Annotated in this window: 10 protein-coding genes, 2 pseudogenes and 2 CRISPR repeat arrays; all 12 genes and pseudogenes read left to right on the top strand. The window is 66.3% G+C overall.

Features of this window, described 5'->3' with window-relative positions; genetic code table 11:
* The first annotated feature begins 75 nt into the window (after positions 1-75).
* The 12 genes and pseudogenes from NR810_RS49440 (at position 76) to cas2 (ending at position 13,194) form a co-directional block, all read left to right on the top strand.
* Positions 76-942, top strand: coding sequence for a hypothetical protein (locus NR810_RS49440; RefSeq protein WP_257463068.1), 867 nt, complete (start codon positions 76-78; stop codon positions 940-942).
* A gap of 143 nt (positions 943-1,085) precedes the next feature.
* On the top strand, positions 1,086-2,234 hold the full coding sequence (locus tag NR810_RS49435) for a glycosyltransferase (RefSeq protein ID WP_257463066.1): 1,149 nt from the start codon (positions 1,086-1,088) through the stop codon (positions 2,232-2,234).
* 74 nt (positions 2,235-2,308) lie between these two features.
* Positions 2,309-4,252 carry an ATP-binding protein gene (locus NR810_RS49430; RefSeq protein ID WP_257463065.1) on the top strand — a complete coding sequence of 648 codons (1,944 nt, stop codon included), beginning with the start codon at positions 2,309-2,311 and terminating at the stop codon, positions 4,250-4,252.
* A 165-nt stretch (positions 4,253-4,417) separates the two neighbouring features.
* Complete coding sequence (locus NR810_RS49425; protein ID WP_257463061.1) at positions 4,418-5,509, top strand: alpha/beta hydrolase; 1,092 nt, start codon at positions 4,418-4,420, stop codon at positions 5,507-5,509.
* Positions 5,510-5,622: 113 nt separating this feature from the next.
* The gene (locus NR810_RS49420; RefSeq protein WP_257463059.1) at positions 5,623-6,324 is read left to right on the top strand and encodes a phytanoyl-CoA dioxygenase family protein; all 702 of its coding nucleotides are present in this window, start codon (positions 5,623-5,625) and stop codon (positions 6,322-6,324) included.
* A 148-nt stretch (positions 6,325-6,472) separates the two neighbouring features.
* Positions 6,473-7,012, top strand: a pseudogene (locus NR810_RS52735) (CRISPR-associated endonuclease Cas3''); the annotation flags it as partial.
* Between the two features lie 189 nt (positions 7,013-7,201).
* On the top strand, positions 7,202-8,725 hold the full coding sequence (locus NR810_RS49410; protein WP_257463175.1) for a CRISPR-associated helicase/endonuclease Cas3: 1,524 nt from the start codon (positions 7,202-7,204) through the stop codon (positions 8,723-8,725).
* A 25-nt stretch (positions 8,726-8,750) separates the two neighbouring features.
* Positions 8,751-9,413 carry a type I-C CRISPR-associated protein Cas5c gene (gene cas5c, locus NR810_RS49405; RefSeq protein WP_257463052.1) on the top strand — a complete coding sequence of 221 codons (663 nt, stop codon included), beginning with the start codon at positions 8,751-8,753 and terminating at the stop codon, positions 9,411-9,413.
* Positions 9,410-11,140, top strand: a complete 1,731-nt coding sequence (gene cas8c / locus NR810_RS49400) for a type I-C CRISPR-associated protein Cas8c/Csd1 (protein ID WP_257463042.1) — start codon at positions 9,410-9,412, stop codon at positions 11,138-11,140. The genes cas5c and cas8c overlap by 4 nt, the downstream gene beginning before the upstream one ends.
* A 40-nt stretch (positions 11,141-11,180) precedes the next feature.
* Positions 11,181-12,122, top strand: coding sequence for a type I-C CRISPR-associated protein Cas7/Csd2 (cas7c, locus tag NR810_RS49395; RefSeq protein WP_257463039.1), 942 nt, complete (start codon positions 11,181-11,183; stop codon positions 12,120-12,122).
* A 75-nt stretch (positions 12,123-12,197) separates the two neighbouring features.
* Positions 12,198-12,737, top strand: a pseudogene (gene cas1, locus NR810_RS49390) (CRISPR-associated endonuclease Cas1); the annotation flags it as partial.
* A gap of 166 nt (positions 12,738-12,903) precedes the next feature.
* Entirely contained in the window at positions 12,904-13,194 is a 291-nt protein-coding gene (gene cas2 / locus NR810_RS49385) for a CRISPR-associated endonuclease Cas2 (RefSeq protein WP_257463037.1), read from the top strand.
* A 189-nt stretch (positions 13,195-13,383) separates the two neighbouring features.
* A CRISPR array of direct repeats spans positions 13,384-16,122; the repeat unit is 37 nt; unit sequence GTCGCCCTGCTCTTCGGAGCGGGGCGTGGGTTGAAAC.
* A gap of 101 nt (positions 16,123-16,223) precedes the next feature.
* Positions 16,224-16,615: direct repeats of the CRISPR family, unit length 37 nt; unit sequence GTCGCCCTGCTCTTCGGAGCGGGGCGTGGGTTGAAAC.
* Positions 16,616-16,769 lie beyond the last annotated feature (154 nt).

Below are 16,769 nucleotides of genomic sequence, written 5' to 3'. Positions count from 1 at the left end.
TCCTGGAAGGCATTCGACTCAAAACCAGACAGCAGGGCACGACCTCTCGTGCTCGAAACGACCCAGGAGAATCCCATGCAGATGAGGTGCGTACACCTTCTCTTCCTCACTTTCGTCATGCCGGGTCTCGCCGGATGTGGAAGTACCGGGGAAGACCTCGAGCAGGACGCGGCCACCGGACAGGCGGTCGTGCGGAATACGGGCGATGTGGGCGGTGACCGCCCCCCGCCCAACGGCTTGAACGGCACGAAACCCTCCTGTTTCTGGGCCTCCGGCACCCAGCAGGCGCTCAGGATGCTGGGCGGCGCCGCCCTCGACCAGGGCGCCGGGTCGCTCCCGGACATCCCCCTGAGCCAGGTCTCCCAGTCCTGCCGGCACGTCCTCCGCTCCGCTGTCCAGTGTGCCCTCACACCGGACCAGTCCATACGAGATCCCGTGACGGACGAGGTCTACACGGGCTGGTGGGGACTCGCCCCCTCGTGGCGCGGTGAGGTGCTGAATACCGAGGGCCGCCGGTATGTGACGGCGTGCATGGTCCAGAGACTGAACTACTACGGGACTTCCGTCCCCATCCTTCTCGATGGACCCCATTCCGCCCTCGCGGGGGGAACGGCTCATGCCTCGCAGTACCCCATCGAGGAGTCGACCGTCTTCGGTGACCTGTTCTCGTCCACCACGCCCCTGCTGGGGATTCTGCCCGCGTTCAACGTGTTCGTCTGCTGGGAGTCGCTGCTGCCCCAATCCTGTGGCCTGCTGGGACTGCCCCTGCTCCTCGAGAAGCGGATCTGCGACGACGTGCCGCTGTGCGGCCTCTTGACGCTGGGGCCATGTGCCTTGTCGTGCGTGGAGGATGGCTCTCATTGGAAGTGCCGGCCGGGCCTGCTCGGTCCGTTGTGGACGGAGACGGTCCGGGTGAAGCTGGAAACGGCTTCCTGTCAGTGACCGAAGGAGACTCGATGCGGCTAACGCGGTCCGGGCTCGCCGCCGGCCAGGAGTGAGTCGCTCAGGGGTCTCGACCCCCGGAGTACCTCCCTCCGGCGCGCAAGAACCGATATGGAGCGGGGAAGCTTCCTCCTGGGCAAACCATGTTCCTCCTCCTCCTCACCGCCGCCAGTGCACTCTATTCGCTCACCATGGCCGTCCTGCTGGTCCGGGTCATGCGTGCCGTGCCCCAGCTCCAGCGGTTGAACGCGCCGCCGCCCGCACGGTGGCCTCGGGTGTCGCTGATCATGCCCGCGCGCAATGAGGAGCAGACGCTGGAGTCCGCCATGCGCTCCAAGCTGGGGAACACCTATCCGGAGCTCGAGCTGGTGCTGGTGGATGACCGCTCGACGGATGCGACGGGTACCCTCGCCGACACCTTCGCCCGGACCGAGCCCAGGCTCCAGGTGGTGCACGTCGAGTACCTGCCCGAGGGCTGGCTCGGAAAGGTCCACGCCATGCAACGGGGGATGGAACGCGCGAGCGGCGAGTGGGTCCTCTTCAGCGACGCGGACGTCCACCTGGCCCCGGGAGCCCTGGAGAAGATCATCGCCTACGCGGAGCACGAGGGGCTCGACCATGTCTGCGTGTTGCCCGAGATCACCTGCTCCGGATTCGTGCTCCAGATGGCCCTCGTCTCCATGTTCCGGCTCCTGTGCGTGAGCACCCGGATGTGGGCGGTGTCCGATCCGCGTTCGTCCGCCGCCATGGGGGCTGGCGCCTTCAACCTCGTGCGTCGCTCGGCCCTGGAGCGCACGCCCGGGCTGGAGTGGTTGAAGATGGAGATCGTCGACGACGTCGCGCTCGGAATGATGCTCAAGCGCTCCGGCGCGAAGTCGGCCGTGCTCAACGGCCGGAACGGCGTGAGCCTCGAGTTCTACCCGTCCCTCGGCGCCTTCATCCGAGCGATCGAGAAGAGCGGCGCGTCCTTTCCCTTCCCCGCGCTCCTCCTGGGCAACCTGCTCCTGATGGTGCTCGAGTGCGGATTCCTCGCGGGAGTGTTCTCGGGACGCCCGGCGCTCGTGTTATTGGGAGTGGGAACATGGGCACTGGGCTCCGTGATGACCCGGGCCTTCAGTGTCTGGTCGGGCTTTCCCCGAGGACCCGCGCCCCTGGCCTTCCTGGGCGTCCTGCCCGCCGCCTGGGCGGCGATCCGCTCGGCAGTGCTGGCACTCGTACGAGGGGGCGTCATGTGGCGAGGGACGTTCTACCCGACGTCCGTGGTGCGCGCCGGGCAGCGCATGGGACGCTGACGGCCGTCGAGTTGCGGTCTCATCTCCTAGCTACGCGCGACACAGGGGTCCACCCTGGTGAGCGCAATCTCTCCATGGCGAGTTCATCCGAGTTGAAGCCCGTCCTCCCCGAAGAGCCCACGCCGCCCAAGCCGGGCGAAACACGAAGAGGGCCGCACACCTGGCTCTCGCCCCTGTTGGACGGCTTCCTCTCGGAGCACCTGCGCAAGGCGCCCCCCTCCGAGCTCCTCCGGTACCGGGTGCTGATCGGCACCACCCTGTTCTCCTTCCTCTTCTCGGGGCTGTTCCTGCTGTTCGCCCCCTTCCAGCCCTCCCACGTGCCCACGATGATCGTGGGCCTGTGCTACCTGGCCGTGCTCGTGCTGGCACGCAGGGCCACCTCGCTCGCCCTCCCTGGGTTGCTCCTGAGCGCGGCCTCGACGCTGGGATGGGTGTCCTCCAACTTCATCAACGGGGCTCCCCTGGGGGCTACCCATGCCTCGGCCATGCTGCTCCCCGCCATCGCGGTCTATCTGGCGGGCCCCCGCCCGGGGTTCTTCATCACGGCCTTCCTCTGCCTGTTCGCGGGGTTCGTCCTCCCGCTCTATCGCATTCACATCGGCGCCGACCTCGGGACCTACACCCTCGAGGCGTTCTGGAACACGCACATCACCGCGGCCGTATCCCTTCTGGGAGCATGGCTGCTGGGTACGCTGCACAGCACCGCGCGCGATGCGGCCCACGAGGCACTCGAGCGGGCGCTGAAGACCCTGCGGGAGAGTGAGAGCAAGTTGCTCAGCGTCATCGAGAGCACCGATGACCTGATCTGCGCGCTCGACACCAACAGGCACGTCATCACCACCAACGCGGCGATACGGCGGGCCTACCGCATCATCCACGGCCGGGAGTTCCAGCCAGGGCAGGAGTTCTTCACCGGGACGCCACCAGAGTTCCAGGCGCGCTGGGCCCCGCGACTCGACAAGGCACTCGCCGGACACCGTCAGAGGATCGAGGATGACGACAGGATGGGGGACAAGCCCGTCGTGATGGATGTCTCCATCAGTCCCATCGTGGCGGAGGAAGGCCGGGTGACGGGCGTGACCCTCTTCTCGCGGGACATCACCGAGCGCAAGCAGGCCGAGGCCCGGTTGAAGGAGATGCACCGCACCCTGATGGACATCTCGCGCCAGGCGGGCATGGCGGAAGTCGCCACGGGCGTGTTGCACAACGTGGGCAACACGCTCAACAGCGTCAACACCTCGACGGGCCTGCTGAAAGACCAGCTTCGCACCTCGCGGCTCTCCGGCCTGCTCAAGGCTGCCCGGATGTTGCGCGAACACGCTCCGGATTTCGGCACCTTCCTCACGAGGGATCCGCGTGGGCAACGGCTCCCGGGCTACCTCATCGCCCTCTCGGAGCAGTTGGAGAAGGAGCGCGAGACGATGCGGAAGGAGCTCGACTCCCTGAGCGAGAGTGTCGATCACATCAAGTCCATCGTGAGCATGCAGCAGCGGCACGCGCGTGCCGCCGGGGTGGTGGAGCAGCTCCCGGTGCCCGAGCTCATCGAGGAAGCCCTGCGCCTGCACACGGGCTCGCTCGGGCGCGAGGGCATCCACATCGAGCGGGAGTACGCCGAGGTCCCTCCCATCTTCGTGGATCGACACAAGCTGCTGCAGATCCTCATCAACCTGCTGAGCAACGCGCGGCATGCGCTGTTGGAGAGCAACACCCCGGACAAGCGCCTGCGCATCCGCATCCGCCAGGATGCCAGAGGAGAGCGATTGGTCATCGAGGTATCCGACAATGGAGTGGGCATCCCGCCGGAGCACCTGACGCGCCTCTTCTCCCAGGGCTTCACGACGAAGAAGAGCGGCCACGGCTTCGGGCTGCACACCAGCGCGCTGGCGGCCCTCGAGCTGAAGGGGAGCCTCACCTGCACGAGCGCCGGCCCCGGCCAGGGCGCCACCTTCACGTTGGATCTCCCCATGGAGGCAGACACCGAGGCTCAGCCCTTGGGGCAGCAGAATGTTGTTCGATGACAACTCCAGCGCCTCGGTCCCTGAGAGTAACGCACTGGAACACATACCAGGGCCACGAGTACTTGCTCACCAACCCCAGCAACGTCCCATAGTCTCAGCCGTCCCTGGCAGGAGCGGCCTTCCCTCTCGCCGGCCCCTTCGCCAGCCTGTCCGGAGGTCTTCCACATGCGCCGTCCTCTTTGTCTGCCATCCGTCACGCGGGTGCTCGGGCTCGCGCTCGCACTCACCTGTCTGGGTGAGGCCCACGCGGAGCATCAGGAGCCACTGGAGCCCGAGAGTGCGACCCCCCTCGTGAAAGACCCCGGCCCACGGAGCTGCACCTCATTCCGGTACCCGGTCGCGCTCGTCCGGGGACAACCCGCGCATCACGAAGTCGCCGCCGAGCTCTGCGTGCCCGCCGAGCACTCGCGAGACACGGTGCTGCTCACCATGCATGGCTCGACGTACTCCAGCCAGTACTGGGACTTCCCGTACCAGCCCGAGCGCTACTCGTTCGTGCGCCACGCCAACGCCGCGGGCTACGCGACGTTGAACATCGACCGCATTGGCAGCCGAAACAGCGACCGGCCCCTGTCACTCGCCGTCAACCTGACCGCGCAGGCCTACGTGGGCCACCAGCTCGTGCAGGCCTTGCGCAACGGTGCGTTCGGACATGCGTGGAGCCGCGTGGTGCTCGTCGGCCACTCCCTGGGCTCCATCATCTCGATCGCGCAGAGCGCGACGTACCACGACGTGGAGGGACTCGTCGTCACCGGCTGGCTGCACACCCTCGGCCCCTACTTCCCCCTGACCCTGCCGAACTACATGCCCGCTCCCCTGGATCCACGCTTCGCGGGCGCGGGCCTCGACCTGGGCTATCTCACGACACGTTCCGGCAGCCGGGACGGGATGTTCTACCACCTGGCCAACACGGACCCCGCGGTGCTCGCGCTGGACGAAGCGACGAAGGAGACCACCACCGAGCTCGAGGTCGCCGAGGTTCCGGTGGTCGGCAGCGCGGCCATCAGCCACCAGGTCGACGTGCCGGTGCTCAGCGTCGTCGGGCGCTACGACAAGCTCTTCTGCGGCATCCCCGCGTGCGGCGACCTCCTGAGCGCCACGACGTTGGAGCCCCTCATGTACTCGCCGGCCGCCCAGCTCACGCTCGTCGCCATCCCGGCGTCGGGCCACGACCTGAACCTCCACCGCAACGCGCCCACGACATACGCGGTCATCCTGGATTGGCTCGACGCGCGCTTCCCTCCGCTCGGGAACTGATTTCGCGAAGTCGGCTGTGCTCGATAGCCACAACGTCGTGGGCCTTGGCTCGCCGGGCTCAGCCTCCGGAGAGCGCGTCGTGGCCATGACCCCTGAACGCAGGAGAGAACGGTATGCACAAGGAGCTGACCGCACGCATCGAACAGGAGGGCTTCGCCATCGTCCCGGAGGCCGTGCCTGGCACTGTCCTCGATGAGTTGCTCGCGGCGCTCACCACCCTTTCCACTGACCCCGAGCCACGGCGGCGCGGGGGTGTTCGCAACCTCTTCGAGTCCGTTCCCAGGGTGCGAGAGCTTGCTCGCACGGGAGCGATGCGCGAGGCGGCCGAGGCGGTGCTGGGCCCCGGGTGCTTCGCCGTCCGGGCCCTCCTCTTCGACAAGACACCCGAAGCCAACTGGAAGGTCATCTGGCACCAGGACCTCACCCTCGCCGTGCGCGAGCGCCGCTCCGTCGAGGGATTCGGCCCCTGGACCGAGAAGGCGGGCATTCCCCACGTGCAGCCGCCCACCGGGCACCTGGAGCGGATGGTGGCGGTGCGCCTGCACCTCGATGACTGTGGCGCGGAGAACGGACCAGTGCGCGTACTGCCCGGCTCCCACCGCGTCGGGAGACTCGGCCCGGACGACATCGCCGCGTGGCGCGAGCGCACCGCGCCCGTCGAGTGCCTCGTGCCCCGAGGTGGGTTGCTGGTGATGCGGCCACTGCTGCTGCACGCCTCCTCTCCCGCCACGGCTCCCGCGCATCGCCGGGTGCTTCACCTGGAGTACGCGGCGGAGGCCTTGCCGGACGGACTGGAGTGGCACGAGCGATGGTGAGGCACGCAGGGGTCTCGACCCTTGTGGTGTGCACCCGCCGAAGGTGAACGCGCCGTAGCATGTCTCTACTTCCTTCGCGGTATTGCCTCCGCAGGGCTGGCACGTTTTCTTGCCCTCCTTCTGAGCGCATTCACACTTCGACTAAAGCATGCGTGCAGCCACTGAGCAGCAGCCACTTACCACGGAGCCTCTGGCCCATCTGGACGAAGCTGGCCGAGCCCACCTCCTGCATGACCATCTGGTCCAGGTGGGCGAGCGCGCACGCGAGTTCGCCGAGAGATTCGGAGCCGGAGAATGGGCTCGCTTGGCCGGACGCTGGCACGACCTGGGTAAGTACGCTCACAGCTTTCAGCGCATCATCCGTGAAGAAAACGGATTCGAAGCTCACCTCGAGAAGGAAGGTGACAACGGCCCACGAGACCACTCCACCGCGGGTGCTCTTCACGCTCGGCAAAGGCTGGGCAAGAATCTGGGCTCCCTCCTGGCCTTCGCCATCGCCGGCCACCATGCCGGCCTCGCCAACCGTGAACGCCTAGAGCAGCGATTGGAGAGCAGGAAGGACCTGCTGCAGCGCGCATTGGGGGCTCAACCTCCATCGGTACTTCTCGAAGCCACCGCTCCTGCCCTCCCCTCCTTTCTCTCGCGAAAGCCTCGCGACCGCCATGAGGCACAAGCCGCCAGCAGAGACCTGGAACTGTGGACGCGCATACTCTTCTCCGCGCTGTGCGATGCGGACTTCCTCGATACCGAGGAGTTCCTCGCCCCCGACCGCGCACAGTTGAGGGGCGGCCGACCTCCCCTTGAAGTCCTACGCGGGAGGCTAGCCACTTATCAGGAGGGCCTTCGGGCCCGAGCCGTCGCCTCCGAGGTCAACCGCGTGCGCGCCGAAGTGCTCGCGGCCTGCCTCCAAGCAACCGCTCTGCCCCCTGGCGCATTCAGTCTCACTGTTCCCACCGGAGGCGGCAAGACACTCGCCTCGCTGGCTTTCGCCCTGGATCATGCCGCGCGCCATGGCCTGGAGCGCGTGGTGGTGGCCATCCCCTTCACCTCCATCATCGAGCAGAGCGCCGCAGTGTACCGCGACGCCCTGGGCGAGGAGGCTGTGGTAGAGCACCACAGCGCTTTGGATCCAATACGGGAGACTGCGCGCAACCGGCTGGCCTCGGAGAACTGGGATGCGTCGGTGGTGGTGACCACGACGGCGCAGCTCTTCGACAGTCTCTTCGCTCGACGTCCAGGCGCCTGTCGCAAGCTCCACAGACTGGCACGTAGCGTGCTGGTGCTGGACGAGGCGCAGACACTACCCCCTCAACTGCTGGCCCCCATCCTCGACGTACTGGGCTCATTGGTGAGGGACTACGGAACCAGCCTCGTGGTGTGCACAGCCACGCAACCGGCTCTGGGCCGCACCGCGGAACTGCCGGTTGGGCTGGAGGACGTTCGAGAGATTGTTCCGGCCGAGGTTCGCGCCTTCGAGCGCCTGCGCCGGGTGCGAGTGCGATGGCCGGCCGCACCCGAACCCACCTCCTACGAAGCACTGGCCGAGGAGTTGACGCACGAGCCGGACGTGCTGGCCATCGTCCACCGACGCCGGGACGCGCGCGAGCTGTGCGAAACACTGGACCGCAAGCTGGGAGACACCACCACACTGCACCTGTCCGCGCTCATGTGTCCGCGCCATCGCAGCCGGGTGTTGGCCGAACTGAAAGCACGCAAGGCACGTCAAGAGCCGGTGCGGTTGGTGTCTACGCAGCTCGTGGAGGCCGGGGTGGATGTGGACTTCCCCGTGGTCTACCGGGCACTGGGTGGGCTGGACTCGCTCGCCCAAGCCGCCGGGCGTTGCAACCGCGAAGGGCGGTTGAACGGCCTGGGCGAGCTCCGTGTATTCCTCGCCCCCACGGCCCCTCCCCGCGGTGTGGCCAGCACGGCACTCGAGGTGACCCGAGGCCTGCTCGCGGAGAGTCCCGACCTGGACCCCTTCCAGCCAGACACGTGCCGCCGCTACTTCCGCCGCCTCTACGCCGCCAAGGAACTGGACGCCAAGGGCATCCAAGCCATGCGTGCACAGCTCCGCTTCGAGGATACGGCTCAACACTTCCACCTGGTGGAAGACGGCTGGTCCGCTCCGGTAGTCGTCCCCTGGGGAGATGCGGCCGAACACGTAGCACGGCTGGAGCACGCAGGTCCCAGCCGTGAGCGGCTACGGGCGTTGCAAGGCTTCACGGTGCAGGTGCAAGTGAAGCAGCGGGAAGCATGGTTGGCACGAGGTCTGGCTCGGCCGGTGGCGGACACGGTGGTGGTCCTGGGGCCGGAGCTGGCACCGGCCTACGATGAGCGCTTCGGCCTGGTGCCCGAGCGCGTGGGCCTGCTCGACGCGGGCTTGCTGGTGGTGAGCGATTGATGTCCCTGAAGGGGGGACCCTGCCGATGATGAAGAGGGAGAGTGGCCGCTTCCGCGTCCGGGCGCGGGGGCCAGTGGCCTGCTTCACCCGCCCGGAGATGAAGGCCGAGCGTGTCAGCTATGAAGTCATGACCCCCTCGGCTGCACGCGGGCTCCTGGAGGCAGTGCTGTGGAAGCCCTCGATTCGCTGGCATGTGCATGAAATTGCCGTGCTGGCTCCCATCCAGTGGACCAGCTTCCGCCGCAACGAGGTGGGCAGCCGCGCCTCGCCCAAGGTGCGGGACTTCTACGTGGAGGAGCGCCGGGCCCAGCGCAACACCGTGGCTCTGCGCGACGTGGACTATGTCGTCACCTGCTCCTTCGCGCTGACCGGGCGGGCGGGGCCGGAAGAAAACGTCCGCAAGTTCGAGGAGATGTTCGAGCGGAGGCTCGAGCGCGGACAGTCCTTTCATCAGCCCTACCTGGGCTGCCGCGAATTTGTCGCCGAAGTGGAGCCAGCGCCTCCTGTGCTCCGCGCCATCCAGCCGGAGGTGGACCGGCCGCTGGGGCTGATGTTCTACGATTTCGACTATGGGCCCAACGGCCAACTCTCCGTACGTCCGCTCTTCTTCGAGGCCCGGCTCAAGGGCGGTGTCCTTCACGTGCCACCACGAGACGAGGTGCTGCGCGCCAACGGGGGCACCCCATGATGTTGCAGGCGCTCTATACGCTGGCCCGCGAGAAGGGCTGGTTGGAAGACCCGGACTACGAGGAGCACTCCGTCCACTTCCTGCTGCGGGTGGATGATGAGGGACGCCCCTTGTCGCTGGAATCCACGGTTGACGAGCAGGGTCGAGCCAAGGCACTGCGCATTCCCAGGCTGCCCCGGCGCACCTCTGGCGTCAGCGCTGGACTCCTCGTAGACAACGCCAAGTACATCCTCGGCTTGGGAGACCCGGAGAAGGAGAATCCGGAGCGACTGAAGCAGTGCATGGAGTCGTTCCAGGAACGCGTGACCGAACTGGCTCAGGCCACCGGCGACGAGGGAGTCCGGGCCGTACTGCGCTTCCTCGAAGCCCGAGACCAGTGGTTGTCTCGTTTGCTGTCCTGGCGCCCGCGTGAGGAATGGGGCGGAGACGAGTACATCGCCTTCATCTACCTACCGGACGAGGTCCGCTGCGTTCACGAACGCGAGCCTGTGCGTGCATGGTGGAGGGCCACGCGTGAGCGCGAGGAGCAGCAAGGCGAAGCCTCTCGGGTGCGATGCCTCATCACTGGCGAACTGGCACCGCCCGCCCGTCTTCACCCTGCGGTGAAGAACGTGCCCGGAGGTCAGAGCTCCGGCACCTCACTCGTCTCCTTCAATGAGGAATCGTTCTGTTCACACGGACTGGAGCAGGGGTCCAACGCGCCCGTCTCGCGAGCCGCCGCCGAGGGTTACACCACCGCGCTCAACTGGCTGCTGGCACGCGCGGAAGGTCGCCGCTACCGCCATGGTGTCGCTCTAGGTAACAGCGCGGTAACCGTCTTCTGGACGCGCACCGAGACCGGCTTCGAGGACATTCTGACCTCCCTCTTCGAGGCCCCGGACGCCCAGCGCGCGATGGAACTGGCCAGCTCGCCGCTGCGGGGTCTGGAGCCCGCCGACCTCGACACCACTCCTTTCTATGCAGTCACCCTCAGCGGAAACAACGCTCGCCTCGTCGTACGCGACTGGTTGGAAGCCACGGTTGGAGACATCAAGCGAAACGTCCTCCGCTACTTCGCGGACCTGAAGCTGGCGGGAAACGCGGACCAGCCCATCCCACTCTGGATGCTGCTGAAAGCCGTGGATCCACCCGGCCGCGCGGAGCTGCCTCCGCTGCTCGGCACCCGGCTCCTGTCCGCAGCCCTCCGCGGCCACCCCTTCCCTCGCGAGCTACTCGCAGCCGCCCTCCAGCGCCTGCGTGTTCCACCACGTGACGGGGACCCCGCCTGGAATCTCCGCACGCGCGTCTCCCTCATCAAGGCCACCCTCTCGAGGCTGCCTCGTAGCGGCCTACCATCCCTGGAGGTCTCCGTGTCCCTGGACGAAAAGAACACCGCCGTTCCCTACCTGCTCGGGCGGCTGTTCGCCGTGCTCGAGCGATTGCAGTACGCCGCCCTGGGCCAGACCAACACGACCCTGCGCGATCGCTACTTCGGCTCGGCCATGGCCCACCCCGCCATCGTCTTTCCCCAACTCCTGCGTCTCTCCAACCACCACGCATCGAAGGCCGACGAGAAGGGAAGGTGGCTGGAGCGCCTCAAGGACCAGATCTGCGCGGGTCTGCCCGCTCGCACATTCCCCACGACTCTCGGCCTGGAAGATCAGGGCCTCTTCGCAGTGGGCTACTACCACCAGCGCCATCGGTTCTTCGAGGGGCGCACTGCGAACTCCGAGCCCACCGCTGCGTGAGCCACTCCCGATTCCCGACAATCCTTTGCAGGAGCATTTCATGTCCGAACTCAAGAATCGCTATGACTTCGTCCTCCTCTTCGATGTGAAGGATGGCAACCCCAACGGCGACCCCGACGCGGGCAACCTGCCGCGCGTGGATCCGGAAACCGGCCACGGACTGGTGACGGACGTCTGCCTCAAGCGCAAGGTGCGTAACTTCGTGCAGCTCGCACGGAACGGCCAGGAGGGCTACGACATCTACATCAAGGAAAAGGCCGTGCTCAGCCAACAACAGGGCCGCGCCTATGCGGCCCTAGGCCTCGAAGCCCCCGCCGCCGACGATGGCGAGGATGCCTCCAGGACCGAGGAGGGCGGCAAGAAGAAGGCCGCGAAGAAGCCGGCGAAGAAAGCCTCGGACGGCGATGTAGTGGAAAAGGCACGCGACTGGATGTGCCGCAGTTTCTATGACATCCGCACCTTCGGGGCGGTGATGTCCCTCAAGGAGAACAACGCTGGCCAGGTTCGCGGCCCGGTCCAACTCACCTTCGGTCGCTCGGTGGACCCCATCATCAGTCTGGAGCACGCCATCACCCGCATGGCAGTGGCCACCCAGAAGGAAGCGGACCAGCAGGGCGGAGACAACCGCACCATGGGCCGCAAGACGATGGTGCCTTATGGGCTCTACCGAACCCACGGATTCATCTCACCCGCGCTGGCCAGACAAACGCGCTTCGGCCCCGAGGACCTGGAGCTGCTGTGGCAGGCGCTCGGCCAGATGTTCGAGCATGATCGCAGTGCCGCGCGCGGGCTGATGGCCTCGCGGCGCCTCATCGTCTTCGAGCACGAGAGCGCTCTTGGCAATGCCCCTGCCCACCGGCTGTTCGACCTAGTGAAGGTCAGCCGCAAGGACAGCTCGCGGCCCGCGCGCGACTTCTCTGACTACGAGGTGACAGTGGGCTCCGTCCCCAACGGAATCAATCTCGTCGAGCGGACGCTCTAAAGACTGTCCAGAGAAGCGCTCTTTGACAAGTGCATAGCAGTTTGCGTCATCCGGACGCTGGAACTGGCACGCGCCATGGTCGTCGGCAAGGTCGCCAACGCACGCAGGTTCCTCCTCCACGCCCGCCGAGATGCGGCCGAGGAGCGCAAGCCTGCCTTCGCAAAGATCTGTGACCGGCTCGCGCTCCACTTGCGCGCCCTTTCCCGCGCCACTTCCGTGGAAGAGGTCCGTGGCCAGGAAGGCATGGCTGCCCGCGACTACTTTTCCGTCTTCTCCCTGCTGGTGAAGCGCCAAGAGGAGGCTTTCCGCTTTGGCGGACGCTCACACCGTCCACCGAAGGATCGCATCAACGCGCTGCTCTCCTTCGGATATGCCCTGCTGATGCAGGATTGCGCCGCAGCCCTCGCAGGAGTGGGCTTGGACCCCGCCGTGGGATTCCTCCACGAGGAGCGACCCGGACGACTCTCGTTGGCACTCGACCTGATGGAGGAGTTCCGTGTCCCACTGGTGGATCGCTTCGTCCTGTCCCTGGTGAATCGTGGTCAGCTCGGCCCCGAGGACTTCGTCGAGAAGCCCAACGAGGCCTGGAGGCTCACGGACGCTGGCCGAAAGACATTTCTCACCTCCTGGCAGGAGAACAAACGCGGAGAGTTGCGTCACGAGTTCCTCCAGCAGAACGCCCCCCTGGAGCCGCATGCCCCACCTGCAGGCTCTGCTCCTGGCGCGCACCTTGCGAAAGGATTTGGACGTCTATCCCCCCTTCTCCATGGGGTAGCAATCTATGTTCGTCATCGTCTGCTACGATGTGTCCAACCAGGATTCGACTGGAGCCCGCCGCCTCCGCCATATCGCGGAGGCCTGCAAGAACTATGGCGTACGGGTGCAGTACTCCGTCTTCGAGTGTCGGCTGGAAGCCAAAAACTGGGTCGTCCTCAAGAACAAGCTGCTGTCCGAGTACGACTCCCAGCGTGGCAGTCTACGTTTCTATTATGTGTCGATCGCTGATGCACAGCGGATCGAGCACTACGGAGTCCGTCGTCCCCTGGACCCCACCGGACCTCTGGTCGTGTAGGGCGGACTGGAGCGCGAACCCCGGCCGATGCGCTACGCGCCGTAGGTTCGCGCAGCGTGTAACTCACCGAAATCACTCGTTTGGGCCAAGCGCTGCGGGAGTACGCCCAGCCCACGGTCGTCACCTGAAGCCAGGTTCGCGAAAATCGGCTACTTTCCTCAGTGGGTTCCGTGTGTTACGTCACTCGCGGTCGCCCTGCTCTTCGGAGCGGGGCGTGGGTTGAAACTCCTTGTACTCCAGGTCCACGTCAGCCGGCGTCGCGTCGCCCTGCTCTTCGGAGCGGGGCGTGGGTTGAAACCGGAGATCTTCCTCGCGTCCAAGCGCGGCCTAGCCGGTCGCCCTGCTCTTCGGAGCGGGGCGTGGGTTGAAACAACAGCACCCTGACGAGCTCGTCATGGCTATGGAGTCGCCCTGCTCTTCGGAGCGAGGCGTGGGTTGAAACCTCTCCTGGCTGCTGTGGAAGTCCGAGACGGCCGGTCGCCCTGCTCTTCGGAGCGAGGCGTGGGTTGAAACCTCTCCTGGCTGCTGTGGAAGTCCGAGACGGCCGGTCGCCCTGCTCTTCGGAGCGGGGCGTGGGTTGAAACCATGTCCAGCTCGAGGATGGCGTGCGAGTCCCCACGTCGCCCTGCTCTTCGGAGCGGGGCGTGGGTTGAAACTGCAACCCCTCGCCAACCGCAACAACTCCGTCGCCGGTCGCCCTGCTCTTCGGAGCGGGGCGTGGGTTGAAACTGGTACTAGCCGAGCCAGTAGACGGGGAAACTCAGTCGCCCTGCTCTTCGGAGCGGGGCGTGGGTTGAAACCTCCTCTTCTGCCGCCCCGCCACCCTCCCCCTCGTCGCCCTGCTCTTCAGAGCGGGGCGTGGGTTGAAACGCCGTGGAGGCGCGCTACAGCTACGACCAGTCGGAGTCGCCCTGCTCTTCGGAGCGGGGCGTGGGTTGAAACGGAGAGCTCGGCCAGATGCAGGGGCTGGCGCAGATGTCGCCCTGCTCTTCGGAGCGGGGCGTGGGTTGAAACTTCCCGTCCGCCGCGTAGGCACCGAGAACGCCTTGTCGCCCTGCTCTTCGGAGTGGGGCGTGGGTTGAAACTACGAGAGGACCGGCCGCCTTGTGAAGGTGACCAAGTCGCCCTGCTCTTCGGAGCGGGGCGTGGGTTGAAACAAGAGCCAAGCGGACGCGTCCGCGGCCCGTCAGGTCGCCCTGCTCTTCGGAGCGGGGCGTGGGTTGAAACTTCACGTCCTGCACCGCCTTATCACCACCCACGAGGTCGCCCTGCTCTTCGGAGCGGGGCGTGGGTTGAAACGTCTCCCACCTGGATTCCGTGCTGTGTCCCTTGGTCGCCCTGCTCTTCGGAGCGGGGCGTGGGTTGAAACAGGTTGGTCATGGTGGCTCCATGCGCGGGGCGAAGTCGCCCTGCTCTTCGGAGCGGGGCGTGGGTTGCAACGCGGACGCCCTGGACTACGAGTCCGAGGCGAAGGTCGCCCTGCTCTTCGGAGCGGGGCGTGGGTTGAAACGTCTATGAGTGCGTCATCGGCAGCTACCCCAAGACGTCGCCCTGCTCTTCGGAGCGGGGCGTGGGTTGAAACGCGCTGTGGAACGGGCACGCCCGCAAGGAGCTGGTCGCCCTGCTCTTCGGAGCGAGGCGTGGGTTGAAACTTCGAGCTGTAGCGCACCAGGTTGACGAGCCGGAGTCGCCCTGCTCTTCGGAGCGGGGCATGGATTGAAACTGGAACGCCGTGGTGGCATGTCTCGACGCCTCCTGGCCGCCCTGCTCTTCGGAGCGGGGCGTGGGTTGAAACGGATCGTGGACCTTCATCACCAACACCCAGCGAAGGTCGCCCTGCTCTTCGGAGCGGGGCGTGGGTTGAAACATCCAGCCGGCATCGAAGCCGCCCGGGGTGAGCAGGTCGCCCTGCTCTTCGGAGCGGGGCGTGGGTTGAAACCCTCGGGCGCCCCTGACTGCTGCCCGCACGCGGCGTCGCCCTGCTCTTCGGAGCGGGGCGTGGGTTGAAACCCTCTTCCCCCTGGCACTGCTCACCGGCTGCGGTCGCCCTGCTCTTCGGAGCGGGGCGTGGGTTGAAACTGCATCGTCGCATTGCCCGTCCGCGCCTGCTTTTGTCGCCCTGCTCTTCGGCGCGGGGCGTGGGTTGAAACGGGTCCACGTTGGTGACTCGGCGGCTCATCGTGGTCGCCCTGCTCTTCGGCGCGGGGCGTGGGTTGAAACTTGACGTTCTACGCGGACCGCGAGCGGAACTTTGTCGCCCTGCTCTTCGGAGCGGGGCGTGGGTTGAAACAGGTTCTGCGTCATGGTGGCTCCACGCGCGGTGCGGTCGCCCTGCTCTTCGGCGCGGGGCGTGGGTTGAAACGCGTTGGATGTCGTTCCTGACGTGGAGAGCGGAGGTCGCCCTGCTCTTCAGAGCGGGGCGTGGGTTGAAACTTGAGCTGGGCCTTCACGAGACGCCTGAGCAGAGAGTCGCCCTGCTCTTCGGAGCGGGGCGTGGGTTGAAACTCCAACGCGTCCACCACCGGAGACACGTCCTGTGTCGCCCTGCTCTTCGGCGCGGGGCGTGGGTTGAAACTTGTCCCACACCAGCATGTTCTTCGCGGTGACGGTCGCCCTGCTCTTCGGAGCGGGGCGTGGGTTGAAACCTCTACAACGTCAGCAGTGGACATCGCCCCGGCGAGTCGCCCTGCTCTTCGGCGCGGGGCATGGGTTGAAACACCATCATCGCGCTCCAGTCGCCCCAGGGCTCCCGTCGCCCTGCTCTTCGGAGCGGGGCGTGGGTTGAAACATCACCCGCGGCATCGCGCCGCAGAAGGAGAGGTCGCCCTGCTCTTCGGAGCGGGGCGTGGGTTGAAACCTCACCTTCTACGCGGACCGCGAGCGGAACTTCTGTCGCCCTGCTCTTCGGAGCGGGGCGTGGGTTGAAACCTCACCTTCTACGCGGACCGCGAGCGGAACTTCTGTCGCCCTGCTCTTCGGAGCGGGCGTGGGTTGAAACACCTCACGTAGAAGCTTCGTCACGGCGCCGAAGTCGCCCTGCTCTTCGGAGCGGGGCGTGGGTTGAAACTCCTCCTCGGCGCTCGCGCGGGTGCCGGCGGCGGAGTCGCCCTGCTCTTTGGAGCGGGGCGTGGGTTGAAACCACAAGGCGGTGAGGCGCAAGGAGAGCAGCTCGGTCGCCCTGCTCTTCGGAGCGGGGCGTGGGTTGAAACCAGGTACAGGGCGACCGTGGACTCTGGACCCCAGGTCGCCCTGCTCTTCGGAGCGGGGCGTGGGTTGAAACTTCCCGGTGTTCATCATCCCGAAGGGCTCGCTGGGTCGCCCTGCTCTTCGGAGCGGGGCGTGGGTTGAAACATCTTCGCCGAGACCAACACGGGCGGCTCGCTCGTCGCCCTGCTCTTCGGAGCGAGGCGTGGGTTGAAACGACGAGTACGAGGACGCGGAGCTCCTACTGCGTGCACCGGACCATGTGGAACACCGATTCCGGGGCAAGTGGAACACTGATTCCGGAGCATGTGGAACGCCCATTCCGGCCATGTGGAACACCGATTCCGGGCAAGTGGAACGCACCCTGGAAG

The sequence above is a fragment of the Archangium lipolyticum genome, assembly GCF_024623785.1.
Classification (GTDB): domain Bacteria; phylum Myxococcota; class Myxococcia; order Myxococcales; family Myxococcaceae; genus Archangium; species Archangium lipolyticum.
Note: the sequence above shows the minus strand (reverse complement) of the source record. Positions and strands in the feature narration are given on the sequence as shown.